We start from the raw sequence: 26,877 nt of genomic DNA, 5'->3' as shown, positions 1-26,877 counted from the left end.
TTTTGAACTTTCATTATAAATAAACAGTTTTGTTTTGATACACAAAAAAATTATACTAATTGTGATTTTTTTAAGCTTTCAAAAACAGCTTTCAAATCTTCTTTTAAATCTTCAATATCTTCCAAACCAACAGATAGTCGGATTAAATCTTTAGAAACTCCTGTTGCAATTTGCTCCTGGTCAGACAATTGTTGATGTGTGGTACTTGCTGGATGAATAATCAGCGATTTTGTGTCGCCAATATTTGCTAAAAGTGAGAATATTTTAGTCTCGTCGGCTACTTTTCTGGCTGCATCAAATCCACCTTTTAATCCAAAAGTAACCACGCCACTTTGTCCTTTTGGCAAATACTGTTGCCCTAAAAGATAATATTTACTCGATTTCAATCCTGGATAATTTACCCATGCCACTTCCTCCTCACTTTCCAGCCATTGGGCTAAAGCCAAAGCATTCTCGCTGTGTTTCTGAATTCGAATCGGCAAGGTTTCCAGTCCTTGAATAATCTGAAACGCATTGAATGGACTCAAAGCAGCGCCATAATCTCGTAAACCTTCAATACGAACTTTGGCAATGAAAGCCGCATTTCCAAGGGCTTCGTGATAGATTAAACCATGATAACCCGCGGAAGGTTCTGTGAATTCCGGGAATTTCCCATTGGTCCAATCAAAGTTTCCTGCATCAATAACAACCCCACCCAAAGAAGTTCCGTTACCTGTTATGTATTTTGTCAAAGAATGAATAACAATATCCGCCCCGTATTGAATTGGGTTCAATAAATAAGGAGTAGCTACTGTATTATCAACTATAAAAGGCACTTTCACTGCTTTGGCCACAGCCGAAATAGCTTTCAAATCCAACACATCTAATTTTGGATTCCCTAAAGATTCTACAAATAATGCTCTGGTATTTTCCTGTACAGCCTTTTTAAAATTATCCGGATCTGATGGATCTACAAATGTGGTGGTGATTCCTAATCGTGGTAAGGTCACATTTAGTAAATTATAAGTACCACCATATAAACTGTTAGAAGCCACAATATGATCTCCCGCTTTTAACAATACTAATAATGCTGTGGTAATTGCAGCAGTGCCTGATGCTGTAACAACAGCTCCAATCCCGCCTTCTAAAGTCGCCAATCGTTGTTCCAGAATGTCATTGGTAGGATTATTTAATCTGGTATAGATAAATCCGGGTTCCGCAAGACCAAAAAGATTTGCGGCATGTTCTGAGTTATTGAAAACATACGAACTGGTTTGATAAATGGGAACGGCTCTGGTTCCAGCGTTTTTTGTAACGTCGTGTCCTGCGTGTAATGCGTTTGTTGCAAATTTTTGTGTGCTCATGTTTTAAGTGTTTTATATTAGTAAATTATATTTTATGTTTCATTTATTTTATGCTTTTTTTATGTTCTTGAACAAAAAAAGTCCTTTTGGAAGACTTACCAAAAGGACTTATAGTTTGAACTATAACAAAGATTTTCTCTTTTACTTTTAGCAATAGCTTGTTAGAATGCACATTTGCATCGTACAATCTATCATCATTATATTTATTCTTATTTTATTCATTTAGTTGTACTAACTTTATTTCAACTTCCTTTATAGTTTGGTGAAATTGAGTTTACTTTCTTTTTGGTTATAAAGTATAAAAGCCTCAGATGTTAGCAGAGGCTTTTATTATATATTTTAAAATTTTAAAACTATACAATAGGTTACTCTGCGGAGAATTCCAGCATCATGCAACACATATTTGTAAAAAATAATTTCATTTTTTCTTTATTTGATGACACAAATTTGCACACTATTTTTGAATCTACCAAATAAAAATCAAATTATTTCCAAAACTCTATGGGATAAGTAGGCTTATTAAATATCTTTTAATTAAATTAAAAAAATCAAAAGATTAATTTGCAATTCAAAATGGTTTCATACATTTGCACCCGAATACAAGAGGAAAAATTTGAACTGATTGCAACCTCTTCATAATGAAATCAATTCATTATGAATACTGAAAATTTTTCAGTAGAAAAAATGCTAAAGCAGAAACTCTTCTTTAGTCCTTTTCAGCAATTATTTTTTCTCGCTTAATTTTTAAAATAATAATTATTATGGCCTATTTATTTACGTCAGAATCTGTAAGCGAAGGACATCCAGACAAAATTGCAGATCAAATTTCGGATGCATTAATTGATAATTTTTTGGCATTTGATGCTGACTCAAAAGTAGCTTGCGAAACTTTAGTAACAACTGGTCAGGTAATTTTGGCTGGTGAAGTAAAATCAAATACCTATTTAGACGTACAACAAATCGCTCGTGACGTAATCAGAAAAATTGGTTATACGAAAAGCGAATACATGTTTGAAGCCAATTCTTGTGGAATTCTTTCAGCTATTCACGAACAATCTGCTGACATTAATCAAGGTGTAGACAGGAAAAATCCTGAAGAGCAAGGCGCTGGTGACCAAGGAATGATGTTTGGTTATGCTACTAATGAAACAGAAAATTACATGCCTTTGGCACTTGATTTATCTCATAAATTATTGCAAGAATTAGCCATTTTAAGACGTGAAAATAACGAAATTACCTATTTGCGTCCTGATGCTAAATCACAAGTAACTTTAGAATATAGCGATGACAATAAACCAACTCGTATTGATGCTATTGTAATCTCAACACAACATGATGATTTTGACGAAGAAGCTACAATGCTTGCAAAAATCAAAAAAGACATCGTTGAAATATTAATTCCAAGGATTATTGCAAAAAATCCAACGCATGCACATTTATTCAATGATGCAATCCATTACCATATTAACCCAACCGGAAAATTCGTAATTGGAGGACCGCACGGAGATACTGGATTGACAGGAAGAAAAATTATCGTTGACACTTACGGTGGAAAAGGTGCTCACGGTGGTGGTGCATTCTCTGGAAAAGATCCAAGTAAAGTAGATAGAAGTGCGGCTTATGCTACACGTCATATCGCTAAAAACTTAGTTGCAGCCGGTGTTGCTGACGAGATTTTAGTTCAGGTTTCTTATGCAATTGGTGTGGCTAAACCAATGGGTATTTTTATTGACACCTACGGAACATCAAAAGTAAACTTGACTAATGGTGAAATTGCTAAAAAAGTAGAAGCTATTTTTGATATGCGTCCGTACTTTATTGAGCAACGTTTGAAATTAAGAAACCCAATCTATAGCGAAACTGCTGCTTACGGGCACATGGGACGTACTCCAGAAACTGTTACTAAAACTTTTTCTGCACCAGGTGGAAACGAAAAAACAGTTACTGTTGAATTGTTTACTTGGGAAAAATTAGATTTTGTTGACCAAGTTAAAACAGCATTTGGATTGTAATTTTGGTTTTAGAACCTTAAAAATTTAAATCAAATTATATATCAAACCCCGAATTCTGTTACTGCAGACTTCGGGTTTTTTGTTTGCCTATATGCGGTATTTTTCTTTACTTAGTAAAAATAACTTACCAAAATCATGGCTAAATTCCCTTCTTTCCAAAGCGTATTACAAGCTTCACAAAAAACCATTTCCAGATTTCCGCTAGAAACCATACTAACGATTTTAGGGACGGTATTCGCAATTTTACTCTCAGAGGAAAGAAATGACACAATGGAGAATTTTTATACTAAAAGCATCATGTGTTGCTCGCTGTGTTTGGTTTTATTTCTTTCCATTAGTTTATATTTCTCTGCAACTCACAAAAACAGTTGGATTCGATTTTTAATCAGTCTAATACTTGGTGGATTAGTAACTGCTTTTATATTTAGCTTTTCGGAAAAAATAACAGAGGTTGAAGCATTGCAATTTTTAGTACTTAATATTGCTTTGCATATACTGGTTTCGTTCGCTGGTTTTTTACCAAAAGCCTATGAGCAAGATGAATTCTGGGAATTCAACAAACAGCTTTTTCTTCGTATTCTAACCGCTAGTTTGTATAGCGTTGTGTTGTATTCCGGGTTATCCTTGGCTATTTTAGCGGTACACCATTTATTCAATGTAGATTTTTATGATACAATATACCTACACCTATTTTTCATCATCGCAGGAATATTTAATACGGTTTTCTTTTTATCTGGCGTTCCTGAAACCAACAACCAATCGTCTCCACTTATTTTAAAATATCCAAAAGGTCTTAAAAATTTCACTCAATATGTTTTACTTCCATTAATCAGCATTTATTTGGTGATTTTGATTTGTTACGAAACAAAAATTTTAGTTAAACTTTCTTTACCTGTGGGCTGGGTTTCTAATCTCGTTTTGGTTTTTGCCATTTTTGGAATACTTTCTTTTTTACTCGTGCATCCTATTGCCGAAGAAACTGGAAATCTTTGGATGCGAACCTTTAACCATTGGTTTTATTATTTATTAGTCCCGTTATTGGGATTATTGTTTTGGGCTATTTTATATAGAATCCACCTATACGGATTCACACATGAGCGCTATTATGTATTGGCATTATCAATTTGGTTAACCATTGTAGTAGCCTATTTTATAATCAAAAAAGAACCTAAAATAAAGTTCATTCCTATCACGATGTGCATAACGGCATTGCTAACCATTCTTGGACCACAAAGCGCAGATACAATATCCAAAAACAGTCAACTTTCCAGATTTGAGTCCTATTTAAAAAAAATAGAAAAGGGAAAACTCACTTTTGAACAAGAGCAAGATTTAAGCAGTATTATAGATTTCTTAGAAGAAAACTATGGCTCAGAAGTACTCTTTCCATTTACAAAAGACAAACTAACTACCTTGATTAAAAAGGACAAAAACCCAAATTCCTCCCAAATCATGAAAGCATTGGGACTCAATTATCGCGCTCAATATGACCAAAAAATAAACAACAACAACGAGTATTTTTATAATTTTTACGAAAACAACAATCAAAATATAGAAAACATTCAAGGCTATGATGTGTCTTTTTCCATTGCAAATAGCGAAGATTTAGAATGTACCGAATGTATTACAATCGACAATAAGTCCTATTCTATTATTTCTACTAAAAAAGAATACGGAGTAGACTTACAAATCAATCAGGACATTGTTCCGTTGAAGATAGTCGATTTTGTCAGCCAAACTCCTGCTTTTGACCAAAATGAAAATTGGAAAGAAAAGATAATACAAAAAATTGAAACGCCTAAATACACCATTTTAATATACTATATAAACGTAAGTGGTAAAAGAAAAGGAAACAAAAAAACGGTAGATCAGTTCCATATTGATGTATTGGTAGGAATTAAAAACTAAAAAAAAGCCTTTGAAGAATGAACTTCAAAGGCCTTTTATCTTCTGGCAAATCTACTACAAATTATACTTTAAAGAAAAAATTACATACCGAGGCTGAACGGTGTATTGTGAGGTTCTGGTTGCAAACTGACTGAAATTATCGTCATTTAATGAGGTTGTATTCAATAAATTAGTTCCGCTTACTTTATATTCTAACTTGCTGCCTTTCTTTTGATAAATCAAACTGGCGGTTAAGAAATCATATTCATTATCGACCGTTTTAGTGTTGTTATAATAATGATAAAACTCATATTCAGCAACAAAAGAAAAACTCTTTAAAAAGAAATAATCCAGTTTAGCAAAAGGCTTTTCTGTGTAAAAAGTAGCATTATTATAATCGTTGGTTACAATATTATATCCCAACTCTAAATTAGGCATGTTTTTATAATTCGTCGATGCTTTCAAAGTATAGTTTTGGGTAAAACTCTCGTTTGTTGACAACACATTATTCTGGATGTTATTAAATTTAGACCAATTGAGAGAGGCTCCCAAAGAGGCTTTATAATTTTTCAAAAAAGAACGTCCATAAGAACCATTTCCTGACAATGTTTCATCTGCAAAATCAGAATTAAACGGAGATGACGTTTGATTGACTCCGTTGAATACTGCTCGAGTTTTTATCGCATCAACTCTTCTGGAATAATTGACAAAAGCGGTAATATTTTCAAAATTAAACATGTTGTATTTAAAGTAGCGTAACGAATGTACTTGTGCGGTGGCGTTCTCTAAAAGTCGATTTCCTCTGGTCAGGCTGTTATAATTTGACAAAACAAATCCTTCGGCCAGTTGATTGATATCCGTAAAATTATTGGTGTACGAAAAATTATAGGTTAATGTTTCCGCTTTTTTGATTTGATAAATCGCTAAGAAATCAGGTAATGCTCTAAAGAAATTTTGACCATTACTGCTTCCTAATTGCTCATTTGTCATAGTATAGGTATGCAAACTTACTCCTGGTGTAAAGGTGAATTTTCCGCTCAAAATCTTATAATGTAATCCTAAAAACGTATCATTGAAATTGTAATTCACATCATTTGTATTCGCTACATCGTCTAAAGTATTGACCGTTTCGTTATCTAAAATCTGAAAAATATTGGAATTGAAATTTTGATGGGAGTACGTATTTCCCAGTGTCACATTGATGTTGCTTTTTGGGGTAACCATGTAATAATAATCCAATTTAGCATCAATCTTACTGGTTTTCACAAACCGACTTTGATTGATGTTATTTCTGTTTTGACCAGAAATATAATCAGCTAAATTAAAAGGTTGCGATTGCAAATTAGCATTGTAAAAAGGATCTTCCTCTTGGTACAAATGTTGCATTTCGAAAGCAAAAATATTTTTATCGCTTTGCGTGTAATACAAACTCAAGTTCTGATTTACCGAAATTGGATCTTGTTTTTTTAACGTATTGATATTTTCAGTTGTAGCATTATTGCTCACAATAGATTCTCTCAATAACGAATTATTTTCGTCTTGCTTGGACAATTTGGTCAAAACATCATAATCAAACTGAAGCCTCGCACTTGGTTTATAACTGGAACTCAATTTAAATAATCCTAAATTACTTTTTTGATTTGCTATTTCCTGACGATTTTCTGTTGAAAGAACTTCAGAAGAATTAGGCTGTAAAATATTCGTTTGTGACTTTGTTTCTAAATCCGTTTCTGAAGAGGAAAGGATTCCAAAACCGCTTAACGTCCACGCTTTATTTACATTGTAGGAGAAATTTGTAGCTCCAAACTTTGTCTCAATTTCCTTGGCTCTATTATTTCTTAAAAGTGAAATTCCTAAATCATTCGAAGACACATTAAAACTAGAACCGCCTTTTTGCATCATACCTCTAAAACCGCCCGTGAATTTAAAATAATCCTGAACCGTCAAAGGCAATTCGCCAATATTATTGAAATTTGTAATTAAATTGATGCTGTATTTTGGACTGTAATAAAACAATTTCGGGTTGATCAAATAGCGACTTTCCTCATGCGCCACTCCAATTCCAGCAGTCATATCCCCAAACCAGAAATTTTTCTTTCCTGATTTTAGTTTAATGTTCATCGCAACATTATCCTGATTATTTTCCACTCCTTTTAGCGCACCAATTTCGCTGTAGTTTCGCAATACTTGGATTTTATCAATGGCATCTGCTGGAATATTTTTGACGCCTAACTTAGTATCGCCATCAAAAAAGTCTTTACCCTCCACCATTAATTTGGATACTTTTTTCCCTTCAACTTCAATTTCGCCATCAGCGTTAACCTCAACTCCGGGTAATTTTTTGAGAATATCTTCCAGTTTTCGTTCTGTTCCAGATTTAAAGGAATCGGCATTATAAACAATAGTATCTCCTTTTATTGAAACCGGCATTTCACGCACAATTTCAACACCATCCAATTCAATTCCGCCTTCTTCCAATGCAATATTTTTAATACTATTTTCTGAAGTTGTGGTAATTTCCAGCTCTTTATTCTGCATTCCCAAATAACTGATTTTTAAGCTATACGTTGTATTTGGTTTTAGATTAAGAAGAAACTTTCCTTTATCATTTGTTATGGCATAAGAATCCATAGCTTTTGTGGCTTTATTTACTGCCATCACATTGGCCATTTCAAGCCCAACTGTTTTTGAATCGGTTATGAGACCTTCTAATTTAACGGATTGTGAAAAGGAAATTGAGGTAATAAAAAACAGGGCAATTAGTATTGTATTTTTCATTTAGAAATTATGGATGAAATCTATAGTATTGGTTTTAAACTCTGATATGGCTTATTTTATCCTCCAATTCTCATGTGCATTCCGCCATTACCTCCACGCCCTTGATTCATCTCTCTAAACTCTTCCATTTTTTTCAATACGATTTCGTCAAACTCTTTTTGAGTGGTTACTTTTCCTTTCGTTGCCGCTTTTATTTCGGTTTTAACTTTGGGATTCAGAACTACTTTTGAACATAAAGTAACCGTTTTACCGTCATTTACTTCCAATATTAACCCTGGCAATCCCCAGTAGTTTTCTGGTCCTTGATTCACTGGAATTTCCGGTGTATACCAAGCTGTAATTGTAACTTCTTTCGGCATATCCAACTCATCCATAAGATTCGTTTTCTTTGCGGCATCAGCTGGTTTTGTTGTTGTTGCATCTTCTTTTTTTGGTCTGAAATTTCTAAAATCTGTTTTGCTTGCAGGGCGCACAGCAGTTGCTTTAAAACAATTGTAACCACCAATAACCCGGGTTTCACTTTCCATTTTCCATTGCAAATTAGGCAACGAATCTTTTACAAGAAACTCTTTCCCCATAAACTCTTTATCAACGGTATACGATTTGTCTTTTACATTTTTATAATACGTTCCGCCACCACCGGTCATAGACATCATCATTCGCATTCCGCCACCACCTTGGCCTGGAGTATCCAGCTTTTCTTCTTCTTTGTATATCGATGCCGATTTATCAAAATTAAGAATGAATGTTTTTTCGAACATTTTCTTCATTCTTTCCTCGATCCTTTTTTGCATATCCGGAGTCATGTCCTTATTGCCTTCCATTCGCGTTTTAAAATCGGACGTGCTCGTTTTCGATTCGTAAACTGCCATTCCTTGAAATTCCTGAGCGTGAAGTCCCATAAATGATGCGACTGTTACTACTAATGTGAAAATTACTTTATACATACTTTTGGATTTTAATAAATAAGACTGAAAAATACTATTTTTGTTACTAGCATTATGTTAAAATAATAATAAGACATTCCTAATTACAAAAGGTTTAATTGTAATTTCGCTTTCATGAAAAAATTAGTGCTATTACTCTTTATCGCCTCGTTTTCAGTTGTATTTAGTCAAAACCAAAAACTGACTCCCCTTAAAATTGATTCCACTCGTTTTGATGGAGATACATTTTTAGGATACGATTCATTTGGTTTTTATTACACCATTAAAAACAATGTTTTTTCTAAAATCAGCAAACGAGATACTTTAGAATATAAAAATATTTCTTTGGGTAAAATCACCAAAGTTGACTTGCAAAATCCACTTAAAATCGTTTTGTTTTACGAGAATTTCAACACTATTATAGTGTTGGACAATCAATTGAATGAAACTCAAAAAATCAATTTTTCAGAAAATACAATTCCTATTGTGGCTACTGCAATTGGAATAGCTTCTCAAAATCAGTTTTGGATTTACAATAGCATGAATCAGCAACTGGGACTTTATGATTATTTAAGTAATAATTACAAGACCATTTCAGTTCCTTTTACAGAAAGCATCAAGAGTTATTCTTCAGATTACAATGTCTTTCATTGGGTTGACAGTAAAAACAACTGGTATGTATGTGACATTTTTGGAAAAATAATAAGTAAAGGAATAATTCCTGATTTTGATTCCATTGTAATTATCAATGAGAATCAATTTATTTATTCTAAGGACGCTGTTTTGATTTTATACGATTTAGAAAAAGGTAAAAAAACTGAAATTGAAATTTCAGAAAAAACGTTTAAAAAATTCTATTACAAGGACCAAATTTTATCTATTTTTACATCAACAGGAATTACAAATTATAAAATCACAATACCGTAATGCACATAGCAATAGCAGGAAATATAGGTTCCGGAAAAACAACTTTAACTCGATTACTGGCAAAACATTTTAAGTGGGAACCGCATTTTGAAGATGTAGTTGACAATCCATACTTGGATGATTTTTACCATCAAATGGAACGCTGGTCGTTTAATTTACAAATTTATTTCTTGAATAGCCGTTTCCGTCAGGTGATGCAAATTCGCGAAAGCGGTAAAAAAATCATTCAGGACCGAACTATTTATGAAGATGCACATATTTTTGCTCCTAATTTATATGCAATGGGTTTAATGACCAATCGTGATTTCCAGAATTATTCTTCTCTTTTTGAATTAATGGAATCTACGGTTAAAGCTCCTGATTTATTGATCTATTTAAGAAGTTCTATACCTAATTTAGTGGGGCAAATACACAAACGTGGCCGTGAATACGAAAACTCAATATCTATTGATTATTTGAGCCGTTTGAACGAACGATATGAAGGTTGGATTCAAACCTACGACAAAGGAAAATTATTAATTATTGACGTTGACAACATAAATTTTGTTGACAATCCAGAAGATTTAGGAAATATTTTTAACCGTATCGATGCTGAATTGAACGGGTTGTTTTAGAATCCTCTCCTCTCCCGAAGCTTCGGGACTCTCCAAAGGAAAGAGATTAGGAATTGGAGATAAAAACACATATAAACATAAATGCCTCACAATTGCGAGGCATTTTTATTTATAAAGATTTCCAAAAATCTACATTTGTTTTATCAAGCTTATTGCTTTCTCCAAATTATAAGCACCATCAATAGCATTTTTATCAAAAACCATCATATAACTATAACTAGATCCTGAAAGCCTTGCCCAAGATTTTCCCAGCCTTAACTTTGCTGCGGTATCTGGATTATTCAAATGGGAACCTTTGGTTTCTACTACAATAACTTTATTGGCTTTGGTAACTAAAATAAAATCGGGATAATGATTGGATTTATAACCATTCAAAGAGAATCCTTTACCTCTTCCTAAATTACGATGCCAAAAAGCAATATTTGATGAACTGGAAATTTCCAAAATAAATTGCTCTTCTAATCCATTCATATCACCTTCATGAACATACAATGAATTGCCAATGTCATTTCCAATTCTTGGCGGAATTATCATTGTTTCAAATTTCCAGATTGATTGTGCTTTTATTTTATCAATTTCAAGCCAATCATTAAACTTTTCTTCAGCATAAGTATCCGCTAATTGATTGATTTTTTCTTTAATAGAATCCGAATACGTCAGTTTATATTGATTGAAATCTATCAACTCCTGTGCGGACATATTCTCTAAAATTCTATTGACGTATTTCTTAATTTCATTATCGGCAATAGGTGGTAATTTATCAATTTGCTTGACTACAAAATGTGCTAAATCTTTAATTTGTCCTTCTTTAGGTTTAGCTAAAATGTATTCCGTCATTTTTTCTTGAACTACATTCTCTATTTTGAACGAAACCATTTTATAACCGCCATCATTCGTTTTTTCAGTATCAATTTTATATAAATCCGAAGAAATACTTTTAAAAGGGATTTGAATATCTTTATCCGAAAGCTTAAAATCTTTCAAAAGATTCACCCTGTCTAACAATTGTGTGTCGCCTTGTTCCATTAAAAGAAATTCATTTTGAGGAACTTCAACTACAAATTTTGGCAATACAATTGCCGAAGCTTGTTCAGCAACACTTTCACGCATTTTATATTGTTTCACTTTCATTCCCACTTCAGAATAAATTTGTTGAACTGTGTTAGAATTATCTTGATTGGCAATTTGAATCTCCATTTTTAGACTATCTTCAATTGCCATTTTTTCCATTTCAAATACAGCAATATTAGGAGAGTTACTCATTTCATTGGGATTGAAATGAATTTTTTGAACATCAATCAAACCTTCTTCTACAACTCCTATCTGCTCAGGAAAAAAGAAATTATCTAATGTTTCTTGCTTCACTTCTTCTTTTACAAATTCTGGCATAACGTCTTTTTCTCGATAATCTTTTTCGCTAAAACCGGATTGCTGCAATCCTTTGATAATATTTTGCAAAGTGTTTTGAAACTTAACCGAAGCCGTAATTACATACGATAAATTTAGCATCGTGCTGTTATGTTTCATCACGTAAGGCTGACGCAAAACTCGACCTAAAATCTGGGTAACATCAACTTCCGAAGATTTATCAGCCAAGGAAGCCAAGATATAAGCAAACGGGCAATCCCAACCTTCTTTCAACGCATTAATGGTAATAATATAACGAACAGGACAAGCCGCACTCATTAAATCTTCATTTTTCAACTCGTCTTTATTGGCAGTTTTGATTTTGATTTGCTCTTCTGGAATTCCAACAGCAATCAATTGGGCTTTCAATTTGTCAAAAGTGGTATTATCTTCTTTTCCTTTGGATTGTGCCTGAAACAAAACTATGGGACGAATGTACTTCCCTCCATTTTCTTCCAAAATTTTAGCCTCTGTTTCCAGTTTGTTTTGCAAATGCAGCGCACTTTCTATTACACCTTCAATATTTTGATGGTTATAAACAATCACTGGTAATTTAACCATGTGCTCTTTTTTGAGTTCAATAGCAGAAACTAAACTCACAATATTAGCATTCTGTTTGGGTGTTGCGGTCAAATCCAAAATAAAACTTGGATTGAGGTTGTTCAACATTTCAACACTTAAATCACTTTCAGCATTGTGACTTTCATCAACAACCAAAATTGGGTTTAAACTTCTAATAACATTAATTAATGCTTCTTTTTCAGTCCCGTCTAAAACAATTTCATCATCAATGGAATCTGAAAAGCTGGATAAATTAGAATTTTGTTCATTAAATTTCCTGTCCTCTTTATTTTTGGCCCGTATGGAAGCAAAATTCACAACCATTATGCTCAATTGTTCTTGTACCGAAGAGGGATTGAAATTAGCCCCTTGTAACAAATCCCGTTTTTCATAAACTTGAACACGATTATTGAACAAAGAATTCAGTTTCTGACAATATGGATGATCGGGATTTGAAAGATTTTTTACGGTTTGGTCTAATAAATTGCTCCAGGGCACAAGCCATACAACTGCTCTTGCCTTAGTGTCTGGCATAGCATCAAAAATAGTTTTCAATGCATTACAGGCAATAAAGGTTTTCCCTCCCGCAGTTGGCACTTTTATACTCAAATGCACTGCATTTGGAACAGTGTTTTGATACGGTCGCATTCCTTCGCCAGTTATTGGATTGTAGAAACCCACTTTTTCCTGCCAAAAAGAATTGAAAGCTTTATCCGCTTTTTTATGGTTTTGCAAATACTCGAAATATTGTTGCAAATCGTCAATGACTTGCTTTTGATAGGTTTTTAGTTCCATAATTAAAAACGAGTTATATCGCGAGGGATTTTCTTGAATTCAATATTTTTTTCTCTCATAAAAGTTTCCGGTAGTAAACAATTATCAGCATAAATAATATATCGCTCCGCTTTTTGTTGTACATATTGAGCTAAAGATTCATAATCAAGCGTGGTTAAATTTTCTTTTTCATAGACAAAATAATAACTGGTGTCGTTGTGAGTTCCTAAAAAAACCACCCCGTCCTGCGGACACACCTCCGAAGGAGGGGAATAAGAACATCGAGTTTCAGTAAACCATACATATTCCCTAATTTTATCTATTCCGACCGTTTCATTAAGATTATTGTTTTCGTCAAAAAGCGGCTCGCCTAAAGTATAATAATCAAAGCTTCCTCCAGTTCCTTCTTTGTCTGCATAACCGTTGATTACCCTTTTGACACGTTCGGCAGTGATGGTTTCTGCATAATCCTCCATTTCTATTAAAATGAATTTGCGATTGCCACCGTCTTGTTTGTTTAAGTTTAAAACCGCGTGCGCTGTTGTTGCTGAACCTGCGAAGCTGTCTAGGATTATGGAGTTTTTGTTTGTGGAAATTTCTATTATTCTTTCAATCAAACTTGAAGGTTTGGGAGTTTGAAATAATTTTTCACCATCAAATATCATCATCAATTCTTTTGTAGCATCAGTGGCAGTCCCTAATTCATTCCAAATTGTAAAAGGGTTCATACCTTTTGCCTCGGCTTCAAACTGAAATCTTTTATATTGAGGCTTCGTCTTTCCTGTTTTTCCGAAAATTATTCTATTATTTTTTAAAGCTTCTTCATATTTTTCTTTTGTAAATCGCCAATGACGACCTTTTGGAGGTAAAAAAACTTCATTTGTATTAGGATTGCTAATTTCATACTCAAGATTTACTCTTATGTTGGGCGCATCCATTGGATCTGCTACCCATGCGCCTCTTGGATCATTATCCGAATTAGTGAATTTTTTTTCAATAATAGCTAATGGTTTTATTCTGAAATAGTTTCTGTTTTTAGAATAACAAAATGTATAATTATGAGATAGTGAAACATCCGTATCATTCTGACTTGATTTTCGATGGTTCCAAATAAAATTAGCAACAAAATTCCCAATCCCAAAAATCTCATCCATCATCAATTTCAAATTGGCTTGTTCATTGTCATCAATAGAAATAAAAATCGCACCATCTTTTGCTAATAATTTATGAAGTAGTTTCAATCGTGGATACATCATACACAACCACTTGTCGTGTCTGGTCAAGTCTTCACTCTCCTTGCCTACCACTTTGCCTAACCATTTTTTAATCTTTGGAGAATTAACATTGTCATTATACACCCAACTTTCATTTCCTGTATTGTATGGTGGGTCAATGTAAATGCAATTAACTTTCCCTTCGTATTGGGGTAATAAAGATTTCAACGCTTCAAGGTTATCCCCATTGATAATGAGATTTCCAGAATCGGTTATAGTATTGGTTTTTTCATTTTCAGAAAAACCATATTCGTGGTTCAGTACTTTATAGGGAACTTCTTGATGATGATTGATGATTTTGTCTTTACCAATCCAATTTAGTGTAGGCATTCTTAATTAATTTTTTCAAATATAATTAAATAATCAGTTGTAAACAATCTGATTTTTACAATCACTCTTATTTAATACGACGAAAGTAACTTTCCAATTATGGAAAAAAGAGTTCGGAAATCGGAAATGAAACAAGAAATTTTTCTTTTAGGGAATCGTATAGAGGAAATAATCAAAGAAAAAGGTTTGAAGACTAGGGAAGTTGCCCACGATGCTGATATGGACGTAGAGAATTTAAGAAAGTATATTAAAGGAAAACAAGAAATGAAAGTGAGCACAATGTTGAAAATTGCTTTTGCATTAAATATTGAAGCATCAGAATTAATCAAAGATTTAAAAATCAGCAAATAAACCGTACATTTGCAGTCCTTTAACAAAGAATATTGAACTATTTCTTTATATTTACGTATGTTTAGACGAATCAACAACGACAAAATCAGCAATATTTTAATCTATTTTGCGTCACAGATAGACTATTTATCTATGACCAAAACGTTAAAACTATTGTACATTCTTGACGAAACTTCTATCAAGGAAACGGGCACGCCCGTAACTTGGCTAGACTATAAAGTTTGGGAAAACGGCCCAGTTGCTATAGATGTTTACAATGAAATCAAACATCAAGAAGTTTTTTGTTATCAAGGAAAAGAATTATCATTACTACATTCCATTCAACTTGAAAAAAAATTCAATACTGATAGAAATTCTGAGGAGGTTTTCTTAAAACCTAATGGTGATTTTGATAAAACCATTTTCAATAGATATGAATTAAATCTATTAGAAACCATAGTTTTTAAATATGGAAATTGGAATGCAACAGAATTAATTAACTTCCTACACGAAGAAGGCTCACTTTGGCACAAAATGGTTTCCGAACATAACTTAATCAATCATTTTCAGCAAATAGGAAAAAGAACTAATCATTCTATTGAATTCAATGATTTGTTAGAAAACAATCCTATTCTACAAATGGCTGCAAAATCTTCTTTTGAAGCCTTATCTTTTCAAGAAAGCATAAGCTAGATTTGATATGCTTGACGAAATTTTACAACAAGGACATTTAATATTAATTGAAGATTATCAATTTCAAGATGGTAATGGCAGTAAAGACAAATTTCTAATTGTATTAAATCGAAATGATGAATTTGCTTACATCATTCATACTTTGACAACATCACAAAACAAATTAAGTTTACCTTCTGACAATTTTGGATGCTTAGTTGCTGGAAACATACCGTACTTTTTTATTCAAAAAAAAACTGTATTAGGAGAAAATCAATTTAGTTTTGATAAAGACACATTTATATTTTTCAGAAATAATGTTCGTAAAGAAAATTTAGTTTCTTTCATAAAATATGACAAAAGTAACATTGTTTTAAAAGAAAAATTATCAAAACTTTTTTTGAAAAGACTTTTGAAATGTATGTTGAAATCTAACTTTATCGACCTAAATATTGAAAAAGAATTAATAAAAATTAAGGATCAACTTTAAAACATAAATGCCTCGCAATTGCGAGGCATTTATTATTTACAAGATTTTTAATTACTTCAAAGAATCAATCTTAGCCTGAACTTCTTCATCAGTTCCTTCAAAAGTTTGAATATCTACTTTTCCGTTAACACTTGTTTTAATAGTAGCTTTTACTTTTCCGTCAACATTTATTTTTTCGATAGAAACTTCTTTAGACATCATATGATTTGGCATTGCAGCTGCATTCATAAATTTACACGTTTTACTGTCACATCCTTGAGCCATACACTCTTCTTTAGACATTGAAGTACACATTTCAGTTGTAGCACAACAGGCTGCTTTATTAGAAATTGTATGACTTCCGTTTCCTAAAATTGGAGCAATTACTAAACCTATCAAACACGTCAATTTAATTAAAATATTCATCGAAGGTCCAGAAGTATCTTTGAATGGATCTCCAACGGTATCTCCAGTAACCGCTGCTTTGTGCGCATCAGAACCTTTATATGTCATTTCACCATTAATCATAACTCCTGCTTCAAAAGATTTTTTAGCGTTGTCCCAAGCACCACCTGCATTGTTTTGAAAAACAGCCCAAAGCACACCAGAAACGGTAACTCCAGCCATATATCCACCTAACATTTCTGCAATTAATTGGTTGTTATCTGAATACACTAATTTCCCTAATAAAACAATCGCAATTGGGAAACCAATAGTCAAAATTCCTGGTAACATCATTTCGCGCAAAGCAGCCTTTGTAGAAATATCGACACATTTTGCATATTCCGGTTTTCCGGTTCCTTCCATAATTCCGGGAATCTCTCTAAACTGACGACGTACTTCATACACCATGTCCATCGCAGCTTTACCTACAGAATTCATTGCCAAAGCAGAGAAAACTACAGGTATCATTCCACCCACAAATAACATCGCTAAAACGGGTGCTTTGAAAATATTGATTCCGTCAATTCCTGTAAATGTTACATACGCTGCAAATAAAGCCAGTGATGTTAATGCCGCCGAAGCGATAGCAAAACCTTTTCCCGTTGCAGCTGTTGTATTTCCTACAGAATCCAAAATATCGGTTCTGGTGCGTACTTCTTTTGGTAATTCGCTCATTTCAGCAATTCCACCTGCGTTATCGGATATTGGTCCGAAAGCATCTATTGCCAATTGCATCGCCGTTGTTGCCATCATCGCTGAAGCAGCCAAAGCCACACCATAAAATCCTGCAAAAGCATACGATGTCCAAATCGCAGCCGCAAATAATAAAACGGTTGGAAATGTAGAAATCATTCCTGTTGCCAACCCTGCAATTACGTTTGTTCCAGCTCCCGTACTTGATTTTTGTACAATTGCCATAACGGGTTTTGTACCCAATCCTGTATAATATTCTGTAACAGATGAGATAACGGCACCAACCACTAATCCGACTATTGTAGCATAAAAAACGCGCATCGATGAAATTTCTTTAGTCCCTTCTCCGAAGAAATCCATTTTCATGGTTTCCGGCAACATGTATTGTACTAAGAAGAAACAAGCGACAGCCGTTAATAGAATAGAAACCCAGTTTCCTATATTTAACGCTTTTTGAACTTGTGCTTCTTTTGCATTATCATCCGTAATTTTCACCAACATCGTTCCAATAATAGAGAATAAAATTCCAAAACCGGCGATTGCCATTGGTAATAAAATAGGTCCTATTCCGCCAAAAGCATCTTGAATATTTCCGCCCATATCTTTGATAACATAATTACCAAGAACCATAGCTGCTAAAACAGTTGCAACATAAGAACCAAATAAATCAGCTCCCATTCCGGCAACATCACCCACATTATCACCTACATTATCTGCAATTGTAGCAGGGTTACGAGGATCATCTTCGGGAATTCCAGCTTCTACTTTTCCTACTAAATCAGCTCCAACATCGGCAGCTTTAGTATAAATTCCGCCACCAACTCTGGCAAACAAAGCAATAGATTCTGCTCCAAGAGAAAAACCGGCCAATGTTTCCAGAACAATGGTCATATCTTCTGTTGAAGTCCAAACTCCATTCATAAAAAAGTGAAAGAAGAAAATAAAGAAAGTGGTCAGCCCTAAAACGGCTAAACCTGCAACTCCTAATCCCATTACGGTTCCACCGCCAAAAGAAACTTTTAATGCTTGCGGCAAACTCGTACGTGCAGCTTGAGTAGTTCTAACATTTGTTTTTGTTGCAATTTTCATCCCCATATTCCCCGCTAAAGCCGAGAAAAAAGCTCCAAAAATAAAAGCAACTACTATTAATATATGTGTAGTAGGGACGATAAATGAAATTCCGGCTAAAACAACACTTGCTCCAATTACAAAGAAAGTCAATAACCTATATTCTGCTTTTAAGAAAGCTAAGGCTCCTTCGTAAATATAATCTGAAATCTCTTTCATCTTACCGTCACCCGGATCTTGTTTTAAAACCCATGCACGTTTTGTAAACATAAATGCCAGTCCAATAAATGCCATGGCTATTGGCAAATAAATCATTATTGTATTCATAATTTTGGTTTGGTTTTTAGTTAATATTAATAGTGTAACGAAACGAATTTAAACAAAAAAGCAATACTCTTAACAGAATATTGCTCTTTTTGTAAAAATTATGATGTGAAATTATTTAATACTAAATAATCCCTCTGGTTTATTTTCAATATCATTAAAACGCTTTGTACATTCTTTGATAATGGCGTACGCTTCATTTACATCGCCCCAACCACCAACATCAACTGTTTTGTTTTCAAGATCTTTATAAACCTGAAAGAAATGTTCGATTTCTTTTAGTAAATGAGGATTCATGTCTGACAAATCGTTTAAAGAGTTCCAGATTGGATCTGAAACCGGAACACAAATTACTTTTTCATCCGGTCCTTTATCATCTGCCATGTGGAAAACACCAATAGGTTTTACTTCCATTACACATCCAGGAAAAGTTGGTTCGTTTACCAAAACCAAAACATCTAAAGGATCTCCGTCTAATGCTAATGTTTCTGGGATAAATCCGTAATCAGCCGGGTACATCATGGAAGAGAATAACATTCTATCAAAACGCATTCTTTTTATTTCGAAATCATATTCGTATTTATTTCTACTTCCTCTTGGTATTTCGATTAAGACATCGAAAGTTGTTAATTTGTCTGCAGTCATTTTAGTTTTTCTTATCTATATTTATGGGTGCAAAAGTAAGGAAAGTATCCCTTTTTACAATAAAAATTTGATGTTATCTCTTGATTAAATTTTAACAGTGAGTACTTTAGTAAACCACGGTCCTATTTCGTTTCTTTAAATAATGATGCCACAAAAGATAGGTTGCATAAGAACGATACGGACTCCATTGTTTTGCATGAATTTCCATAGCATCTTTATCGTGAATATCCAGCAATTCCTTTATGGTATTTACGACCGCAATATCTCCTAAAGGCAATAAATCCGGGGATTCCAGACAAAACATTAAGTAAATATCGATGGTCCAGTTACCTATTCCTTTGATTTTGATGAGTTCTTCGCGTACTTGATGAGCCGTTTTTGCTGGTAAACTTTCTAAATCTAGCTCTTTATTTAATATCGCTGTTGCCAAAGCTTTGATATAAGACGTTTTTTGTCGGCTTACGCCAAGATTCCTAAATTCCTCGTCCGATACGTGAAGAAGAATTTCAGGAGCTATGGCTTTTTGACTGGCTTTTATTTTTAAAAAAGTGGCTTTAGCAGAATCGATAGATACTTGCTGTTCCAAAATCAACAACACCAAAGTCTCAAAACCTTGTGGTCTTTTGGGAATGGTTGGCATTCCGTATTCTTCAATGATTGACTTGAAAATGGTATCTTTTTCTAAAAGGTAGTCGATGGCTTCTTGCATAATCTGATGTTTTGTTAGCCCAGATGGAAACGACATCCTTTTTTATAAGGCGATTTTTCTTCGCCTTATAAAAAGATATAGTGTACAGCTGGAATAGCTCCTAAAAATTAAACCCGAACGATCCTTTTACAGTAAAACGATTCGTGTCGGGCGTGTTGAGATAATTGCCTCGCCAAGCAAAATCGATGCGGAATACTTTGAAGATATTCCCAATTCCGGCGCTGTATTCCCAATAGCCTTTTTCAGGTGCATTGTAAATTAAACCCGATGCATTAATCGCTCGATTTTCATCAGAAATGGTTCCATAAACCCCTTTTACAGATACAATTTCTCTCCAATTGAGTTTACGCATGAACGGAATTCTGGAAAAAATTCGGCCATTGAAATTGTGATTCCACTGTAAAGTAGCATACTGGTCTGACACAAATTCATAGAAATTAAGGTTGCTAAATGTGTTTTCGATTGTAAAATAAGTCTGATTCCCAGGAATAACGCTCAGTAATCCTAACGGCACTTTCCCGAAGGTTTTCCCCACTTCCATAATAATATTTGTTCTTCCTAAAGGCCCTATAATTATGGGCTGTTTGTAATACAATTGTACTTTATCATATTTAAAATCACTGTTCAAAAGCCCTTTGAATCCATGACTGTAATTAATAAAGAAACGACTAAACGGACTGTCAACATTGCTTCTTTCAACCCCAAAACCTATTGTTTTTCGCTTTGGCGAATACTCAATCTGAAAGTTCGCTTCGGATTGTTTGACATCACTTTTAGTAATCGAGTTTGCTATATCCGTATAATAATCTAAACTAAAAGTTGGCGATGCGGACTCCAGCGTACGGTACGAAATACCAGTCTGAAAAATTAAATTTTTAACGGGCTCCATTTCTATCGCCATATTGGTCAAATTGATATTAGTCAATTTACCGTTGCTACCGGACGAAAATACGGATGACGAAGCAAAACTTCTGCCCAAAACATCGTTCGTAGTTGTTAAACTGGCGCCTATTTGTTCAATGTCACGCCTATTTCCTCCGGACAAAATGATTCGGTTTTTCTTGTCGACCATCCATTTTCCCGAAAGTCCGTATTTGAATTTATCATCATCAAATCCATACGCCGTATAGGCTTGAATACGCCAAGGATCGTTGGGTCCAAAATAAGTTCTTCCTCCCACTCGCAAGCGTACACCTTCGACTTCATTGTATCCAAATGTGGAAAAAACAGGCCCGTAATCGAAGTTTTTAAATTCTACGTAACCGCTTCCAAGAATAGAAACCAAACTATACAATCGCTTAAACTTATCTACTGTTTGCAACGTGTCAAGCATTTTATAAACGCCCAATTCATCCTTACTTAAGTTCTCAAAACGATTTTCATTCCAGTATTCATCGGATTTATTGTAGACTTCGTCATCCATATAATTGACCTCATCCTTATAAAAAGCTACTGGTTTCTCCTTATTGAATTGATGATTTCTATAAAAACTGGTTCGTTTGCCGTAAACTCCTTTAGAATTTTCTTTTTTGTTCAAAGCAAAATCGGACATCAAATAATCCTTCGTCAATAAGAAAACCGAATCACTTACTACTTCAAATTCTTGCTCTAAGTAAATATCTTTTACCCAGTTGATATTGGCACTTTTGGTAACTGCCATATTTATTTTCTTGATGGCAAATGTCGAGTCATTCACCCAAAAATCTCCTTTGAAAGTCAATTCGTTTTTACGCCTTGGATAAAAAACAATATTATAACACCATTTATTGTCAATATACGCGCTGTCTTTCAATACATAATTATAAACATCAATCCCAGTTTTAGATAACGGACTGGTAAAGCTTTTGTCAAAAAAAGTCAAGTAATTATTATAGATATTATAATCGGAATACAAGTCTTTTACAAAAGATAAAATCTGTTGATTTCCATTAAAACCAGACGTTTTATTAGCTTTTATTTTCTCTTTTACTTTCTTTAATTTGTTGTCTCCATAAACATCATTGAGTGATTCATTTATAAAAATAGGCAAATAGGTTTTCCCGGTTACTCTGGAAGTGTCCATTTGATCGAATATAAATTCCATCCCTTTGAAAAGTTTACTTTTCATAAAAGCACTGTCAATAGAATTCATGTCAAATTCTATTTTTTCATACTTTTCCATCTGGTATTGATCAAACTGATACAACCCATTTTTACGTTTTCTTTCCCAAATTTTCCTAAGAATGTCTAGCGCAGGATTATTTTTTTTGGACGTTTTACCAGCAAAAACAACTACTTCGCTTAAGCTTTCGGCTTCGCTTAACTGAATCTTGAAATTATAATTTACGGGTTTGTCTAAAATAATTTCCTTCTCAGAAAAACCTACTGAAGATATTACTAAAGTGGTATATGTTTTTTGGGATTCTAGATAGAATCGACCATCTTCATTGGTAACAATTCCTTCGCTGGAATCTTTGAAAACCACATTAGCGAATGGAATGGGTAGATTTGATTTATCCACCACAACACCGCTCACTTTTGTTTGTGCAAAAACAGCAGTTGCTGATACCAACAACAGCAGAAAAAACAAGAGATTCTTTTTCATAATCATTCAAAAAAAAAACTTCATCAAATTAAATAATTGATGAAGTTTCAAATATAGGTATTTAGACATCTCGATTATTTGAAATTTAGACCGTCGACTGTTAAAGTTTATCTAAAAATCAAAATCTAAAAAAATCTATTTTTTATACATTACTTTTTTAACCGCTTTAACCACATCACCTGCATTTGGCAACCATTCTTTCAATAATACTGGAGAATAAGGCGCTGGAGTATCAGCAGTTGTGATACGTTGAATAGGCGCATCCAAGAAATCAAAAGCACGTTCTTGAACAATATAGGTAATTTCAGAAGCGACACTTGCAAAAGGCCAAGCTTCCTCAAGAACAACTAATCTGTTCGTTTTTTTAACCGAAGTTAAAATCGTCTCATAATCCATAGGACGTACCGTTCTCAAATCGATAATTTCACAAGAAATTCCTTCTTTGGCTAATTCATCAGCAGCAATATGAGCTTCTTTAATAATTTTTCCAAAAGAAACGATTGTTACATCCGTACCTTCACGCTTGATATCAGCAACTCCAAGTGGAATAGTATATTCACCATCTGGCACTTCACCTTTATCACCATACATTTGTTCTGATTCCATGAAAATTACAGGATCATTGTCACGAATAGCCGCTTTCAACAAACCTTTTGCATCATAAACTGTAGATGGAACTACCACTTTAAGACCTGGAGTGTTGGCAAACCAGTTTTCTAATGCTTGTGAGTGAGTTGCTCCTAATTGTCCTGCCGAAGCTGTTGGACCACGAAAAACGATTGGCACATTAAATTGTCCACCGGTCATCTGACGCATTTTGGCAGCGTTATTTATAATTTGGTCAATCCCCACTAAACAAAAATTGAACGTCATGTATTCTACAATTGGTCTACATCCGTTCATTGCTGATCCTACTGCAATACCAGTAAAACCAAGCTCTGCGATAGGAGTATCAATAACTCTTTTCTCGCCAAATTCAGCAAGCATTCCTTTAGATGCTTTGTAAGCACCATTATATTCTGCAACTTCTTCACCCATTAAGTATATGGACTCATCGTGACGCATTTCTTCACTCATCGCTTCGCAAATGGCCTCTCTAAATTGTATCGTTCTCATATTATATGTTGTATGTGTCTATTTTTCGAAAAGCAAAAATAAATATTTTATATCACTTAAAAGCATAAATTACGCTAAATTAATTCAGGATTTACTACGATAATTTAGAGGAGCTATTTCCGGCTCTCCGCTGTATCTTCCTGTGGCTAAAGGAGCCACAGGAAGGATGCCGCTACTATCCGGGCTACGAAATCGAAATAGTAATGAAAAAATATTATGCATGCATAGTATATTATTCAAATTAATATTTTAAATTTGTAAAAGAAATTACGAATAATTAAATATATAAGTATGAAAATATTAGTTTGCATCAGTCACGTTCCTGATACTACTTCAAAAATTAACTTTGTCAACGGTGATTCTGAATTTGACACCAATGGCGTACAATATGTAATCAATCCTAATGATGAATTTGGTTTGACACGTGCCATTTGGTTTCAAGAACAACAAGGCGCAACTGTTACTGTTGTAAATGTTGGAGGACCAGAAACAGAACCTACTTTAAGAAAAGCATTAGCGATAGGTGCTAACGAAGCTATTCGTGTCAACGCAACTCCTACTGACGGATTTTTCGTTGCCAAACAACTTGCTGAAGTAATCAAAAACGGAGGTTACGATGTAATTATCGCCGGAAAAGAATCTTTAGACTACAATGGCGGAATGGTTCCTGGAATGATAGCAGGAATTTTAGGATACAACTTCCTTAATTCTTGTACCAACCTGACAGTTGAAGGAACAAACGTAAAAGCAGTTCGTGAGATTGATGGTGGAAAAGAAACTGTAGCTACTACTTTACCATTAATCATTGGTGGACAAAAAGGACTAGTAGAAGAAAAAGACTTGCGTATCCCAAACATGAGAGGAATCATGACTGCAAGAACTAAAGCATTGACAATTCTGGAGCCAGTTGACGCTACTTTAAATACAAAAGCAGTAAAATTTGAAAAACCAGCTCCTAAATCAGCAGTAAAATTAATCTCTGCTGACAATTTAGATGAATTAATCAATTTATTACACAACGAAGCGAAAGTAATCTAACTGTCATAAAGTCGAATGTCAAAAGTCAAAAGGATAAAATTTTTACACTAATTTCCCTTTATGGCTTTAGACTTTAAAACTTTAAGACTAAAATAAAAAATCATGTCAATATTAATATACGCGGAATACGCAGAAGGAAAATTTAAAAAAGTAGCATTCGAATTAGCTTCTTACGCAAAAAAAGTAGCGGAGACATTAGGGACTACCGTTACGGCTGTAACAGTAAATGCTGGAGATGTTTCGGAATTATCAAAATACGGAGTAGACAAAGTATTAAAAGTAAACAACGATAAATTATCAGGATTTACTGCAAAAGCATACGCGGATGTCATCAAACAAGCTGCTCAAAAAGAAAACGTAAAGTTAGTTTTACTTTCATCAACTACAGACAGTATTTATCTTTCCTCACTTGTTGCTGTAGCTTTAGAAGCTGGTTATGCATCAAATGTTGTTGGTTTACCGGTGAGTACTTCGCCTTTTCAAGTAAAAAGAAATGCTTTTTCAAACAAAGCATTCAATATCACTGAAATTGCAACTGATGTAAAAGTGCTTGGACTTGCTAAAAACTCTTATGGAATTTTTGAAACGCCATCAACTTTAACCGAAGAAGATTTTAACCCAACTATTGGAGACAATGATTTTGGTGTAAAAGTAGAATCAGTTGAAAAAGGTTCTGGAAAAGTTTCCATTGCTGATGCTGACATTGTAGTTTCAGCTGGACGCGGATTAAAAGGTCCTGAGAACTGGGGGATGGTAGAAGAATTAGCTACAGTTCTTGGAGCTGCAACTGCTTGTTCAAAACCAGTTTCGGATTTAGGATGGAGACCTCACGGAGAACACGTAGGACAAACTGGAAAACCGGTAGCTACAAATCTTTATATTGCAATTGGAATTTCTGGAGCAATACAACACATTGCAGGAATCAACTCTTCTAAAGTAAAAGTGGTAATTAACAGTGATCCGGAAGCACCATTTTTCAAAGTGGCTGACTACGGAATTGTAGGCGATGCATTTGAAATTGTTCCACAATTGATTGAGAAATTTAAAGCTTTCAAAGCTCAGAATTCATAAATTACAAAAAATCATTAAATCGATTTAAATGCTACTTAAAACAAGATATTTGTATCTTTGCTTTTAAGTAGCATTTTTTTTTACAAAAAATGAAACTTGATTTTCATCAAAAAATAAGTACACTGTACTTACCCATTTTAAGAATTATGAGCTTAGTTAAATTATCCATAAAAGGAATTTCATACAGTCAAACTCAAAACGGAGCGTATGCTTTAATATTGAATGAGGTTGATGGAGAAAGAAAATTACCCATTGTCATTGGTGCTTTTGAAGCCCAATCTATTGCTATTGCATTAGAAAAAGAAATAAAACCACCGCGTCCTTTGACGCATGACCTATTTAAAAATTTCGCAGAACGTTTTGATATTGTGGTAAAACAAGTCATTATTCACAAGTTAGTTGACGGTGTTTTTTATTCGAGTATTATTTGCGAAAGAGATAAAATTGAGGAAATTATTGATGCTAGAACCTCTGATGCAATTGCGTTAGCGTTGCGTTTTAATGCTCCTATTTTTACCTATAAGAACATTTTGGACAAAGCCGGAATATACTTGAAAGCGAATCCGCAAGATGCGAACAAAGACTCTCAAGAAATTGACGATGTACTTTCTAATCCAGAAACATTTGGTCATGAAGAAGAAAGCAATCAATCTGGAGAAACCTATTCTAAACACAGTTTACAGGAATTAAACGAACTGTTAGACCAAGCAGTTTCTCATGAAGATTATGAAAAAGCAGCAAAAATTAGAGACGAAATCTCGAAGAGATAACTTTAACTTGATTTTCATTATTGCATTATTTGATACATAAACGATTAACCTTATAAAAAATGCAGCTGTATTTAATGCTGCACTTTTTTATATATTTTTATTGACATCTGT

General features: G+C 33.9%; 20 protein-coding genes. 10 read left to right on the top strand and 10 right to left on the bottom strand.

The annotated features are described in order from the left end of the window. Positions 1-50: 50 nt before the first annotated feature. On the bottom strand, positions 51-1,343 hold the full coding sequence (locus ACXX80_RS07360) for an O-acetylhomoserine aminocarboxypropyltransferase/cysteine synthase family protein (protein WP_458552658.1): 1,293 nt from the start codon (positions 1,341-1,343) through the stop codon (positions 51-53). Positions 1,344-2,104: 761 nt separating this feature from the next. Here ACXX80_RS07360 and metK point away from each other — a divergent pair. Next, a complete protein-coding gene (metK, locus tag ACXX80_RS07355; protein ID WP_458552657.1) occupies positions 2,105-3,355 on the top strand; it encodes a methionine adenosyltransferase in 1,251 nt (416 codons plus the stop codon). Between the two features lie 135 nt (positions 3,356-3,490). Continuing rightward, positions 3,491-5,263, top strand: coding sequence for a DUF4153 domain-containing protein (locus ACXX80_RS07350; RefSeq protein ID WP_458552656.1), 1,773 nt, complete (start codon positions 3,491-3,493; stop codon positions 5,261-5,263). Positions 5,264-5,317: 54 nt separating this feature from the next. Here ACXX80_RS07350 and ACXX80_RS07345 read toward each other — a convergent pair whose 3' ends face one another. Continuing rightward, positions 5,318-8,020, bottom strand: coding sequence for a carboxypeptidase-like regulatory domain-containing protein (locus ACXX80_RS07345; protein WP_458552655.1), 2,703 nt, complete (start codon positions 8,018-8,020; stop codon positions 5,318-5,320). 56 nt (positions 8,021-8,076) lie between these two features. After that, a complete protein-coding gene (locus ACXX80_RS07340; RefSeq protein ID WP_458552654.1) occupies positions 8,077-8,967 on the bottom strand; it encodes a GLPGLI family protein in 891 nt (296 codons plus the stop codon). A gap of 114 nt (positions 8,968-9,081) precedes the next feature. On the opposite strand from ACXX80_RS07340, the gene ACXX80_RS07335 reads away from it, so the two are divergent. Together ACXX80_RS07335 and ACXX80_RS07330 are read left to right on the top strand one after the other, a co-directional pair. Beyond that, positions 9,082-9,873, top strand: coding sequence for a hypothetical protein (locus tag ACXX80_RS07335; RefSeq protein WP_458552653.1), 792 nt, complete (start codon positions 9,082-9,084; stop codon positions 9,871-9,873). Beyond that, positions 9,873-10,487, top strand: a complete 615-nt coding sequence (locus tag ACXX80_RS07330) for a deoxynucleoside kinase (protein WP_099713600.1) — start codon at positions 9,873-9,875, stop codon at positions 10,485-10,487. The genes ACXX80_RS07335 and ACXX80_RS07330 overlap by 1 nt, the downstream gene beginning before the upstream one ends. 129 nt (positions 10,488-10,616) lie before the next feature. Here the strand turns inward: ACXX80_RS07330 and ACXX80_RS07325 are convergent, their stop codons facing one another. Together ACXX80_RS07325 and ACXX80_RS07320 are read right to left on the bottom strand one after the other, a co-directional pair. Beyond that, complete coding sequence (locus ACXX80_RS07325) at positions 10,617-13,250, bottom strand: DEAD/DEAH box helicase (protein WP_458552652.1); 2,634 nt, start codon at positions 13,248-13,250, stop codon at positions 10,617-10,619. 2 nt (positions 13,251-13,252) lie between these two features. After that, on the bottom strand, positions 13,253-14,833 hold the full coding sequence (locus ACXX80_RS07320) for a site-specific DNA-methyltransferase (protein WP_458552651.1): 1,581 nt from the start codon (positions 14,831-14,833) through the stop codon (positions 13,253-13,255). 99 nt (positions 14,834-14,932) lie between these two features. Between ACXX80_RS07320 and ACXX80_RS07315 the strand changes: the two genes are divergently transcribed. The 3 genes from ACXX80_RS07315 (at position 14,933) to ACXX80_RS07305 (ending at position 16,325) form a co-directional block, all read left to right on the top strand. Continuing rightward, complete coding sequence (locus ACXX80_RS07315) at positions 14,933-15,184, top strand: helix-turn-helix domain-containing protein (RefSeq protein WP_417965393.1); 252 nt, start codon at positions 14,933-14,935, stop codon at positions 15,182-15,184. A 132-nt stretch (positions 15,185-15,316) separates the two neighbouring features. Continuing rightward, positions 15,317-15,856: a Panacea domain-containing protein gene (locus tag ACXX80_RS07310; RefSeq protein WP_458552650.1), complete on the top strand. Its 540-nt coding sequence runs from the start codon at positions 15,317-15,319 to the stop codon at positions 15,854-15,856. Positions 15,857-15,863: 7 nt separating this feature from the next. Then, on the top strand, positions 15,864-16,325 hold the full coding sequence (locus ACXX80_RS07305; protein WP_417965389.1) for a hypothetical protein: 462 nt from the start codon (positions 15,864-15,866) through the stop codon (positions 16,323-16,325). A gap of 51 nt (positions 16,326-16,376) precedes the next feature. Here the strand turns inward: ACXX80_RS07305 and ACXX80_RS07300 are convergent, their stop codons facing one another. The 5 genes from ACXX80_RS07300 to ACXX80_RS07280 form a co-directional block, all read right to left on the bottom strand. Continuing rightward, positions 16,377-18,836: a sodium-translocating pyrophosphatase gene (locus ACXX80_RS07300; RefSeq protein ID WP_458552649.1), complete on the bottom strand. Its 2,460-nt coding sequence runs from the start codon at positions 18,834-18,836 to the stop codon at positions 16,377-16,379. A gap of 111 nt (positions 18,837-18,947) precedes the next feature. Then, positions 18,948-19,478, bottom strand: a complete 531-nt coding sequence (locus ACXX80_RS07295) for an inorganic diphosphatase (protein WP_113637499.1) — start codon at positions 19,476-19,478, stop codon at positions 18,948-18,950. Positions 19,479-19,584: 106 nt separating this feature from the next. Next, positions 19,585-20,187, bottom strand: coding sequence for a DNA-3-methyladenine glycosylase family protein (locus tag ACXX80_RS07290; protein WP_417991682.1), 603 nt, complete (start codon positions 20,185-20,187; stop codon positions 19,585-19,587). A gap of 100 nt (positions 20,188-20,287) precedes the next feature. Continuing rightward, a complete protein-coding gene (locus tag ACXX80_RS07285) occupies positions 20,288-22,771 on the bottom strand; it encodes a DUF5686 and carboxypeptidase-like regulatory domain-containing protein (protein ID WP_458552648.1) in 2,484 nt (827 codons plus the stop codon). A gap of 135 nt (positions 22,772-22,906) precedes the next feature. Next, entirely contained in the window at positions 22,907-23,887 is a 981-nt protein-coding gene (locus tag ACXX80_RS07280; RefSeq protein ID WP_091204253.1) for a pyruvate dehydrogenase complex E1 component subunit beta, read from the bottom strand. Positions 23,888-24,178: 291 nt separating this feature from the next. Here ACXX80_RS07280 and ACXX80_RS07275 point away from each other — a divergent pair, with 291 nt between their 5' ends. The 3 genes from ACXX80_RS07275 (at position 24,179) to ACXX80_RS07265 (ending at position 26,766) form a co-directional block, all read left to right on the top strand. Then, positions 24,179-24,925 carry an electron transfer flavoprotein subunit beta/FixA family protein gene (locus tag ACXX80_RS07275; RefSeq protein ID WP_458552647.1) on the top strand — a complete coding sequence of 249 codons (747 nt, stop codon included), beginning with the start codon at positions 24,179-24,181 and terminating at the stop codon, positions 24,923-24,925. A gap of 102 nt (positions 24,926-25,027) precedes the next feature. Further along, complete coding sequence (locus ACXX80_RS07270) at positions 25,028-25,996, top strand: electron transfer flavoprotein subunit alpha/FixB family protein (protein WP_417991680.1); 969 nt, start codon at positions 25,028-25,030, stop codon at positions 25,994-25,996. 146 nt (positions 25,997-26,142) lie between these two features. Next, complete coding sequence (locus ACXX80_RS07265; RefSeq protein WP_315208718.1) at positions 26,143-26,766, top strand: bifunctional nuclease domain-containing protein; 624 nt, start codon at positions 26,143-26,145, stop codon at positions 26,764-26,766. Positions 26,767-26,877 lie beyond the last annotated feature (111 nt).

It is taken from the genome of Flavobacterium sp. GNP002, assembly GCF_054343795.1.
Note: the sequence above shows the minus strand (reverse complement) of the source record. Positions and strands in the feature narration are given on the sequence as shown.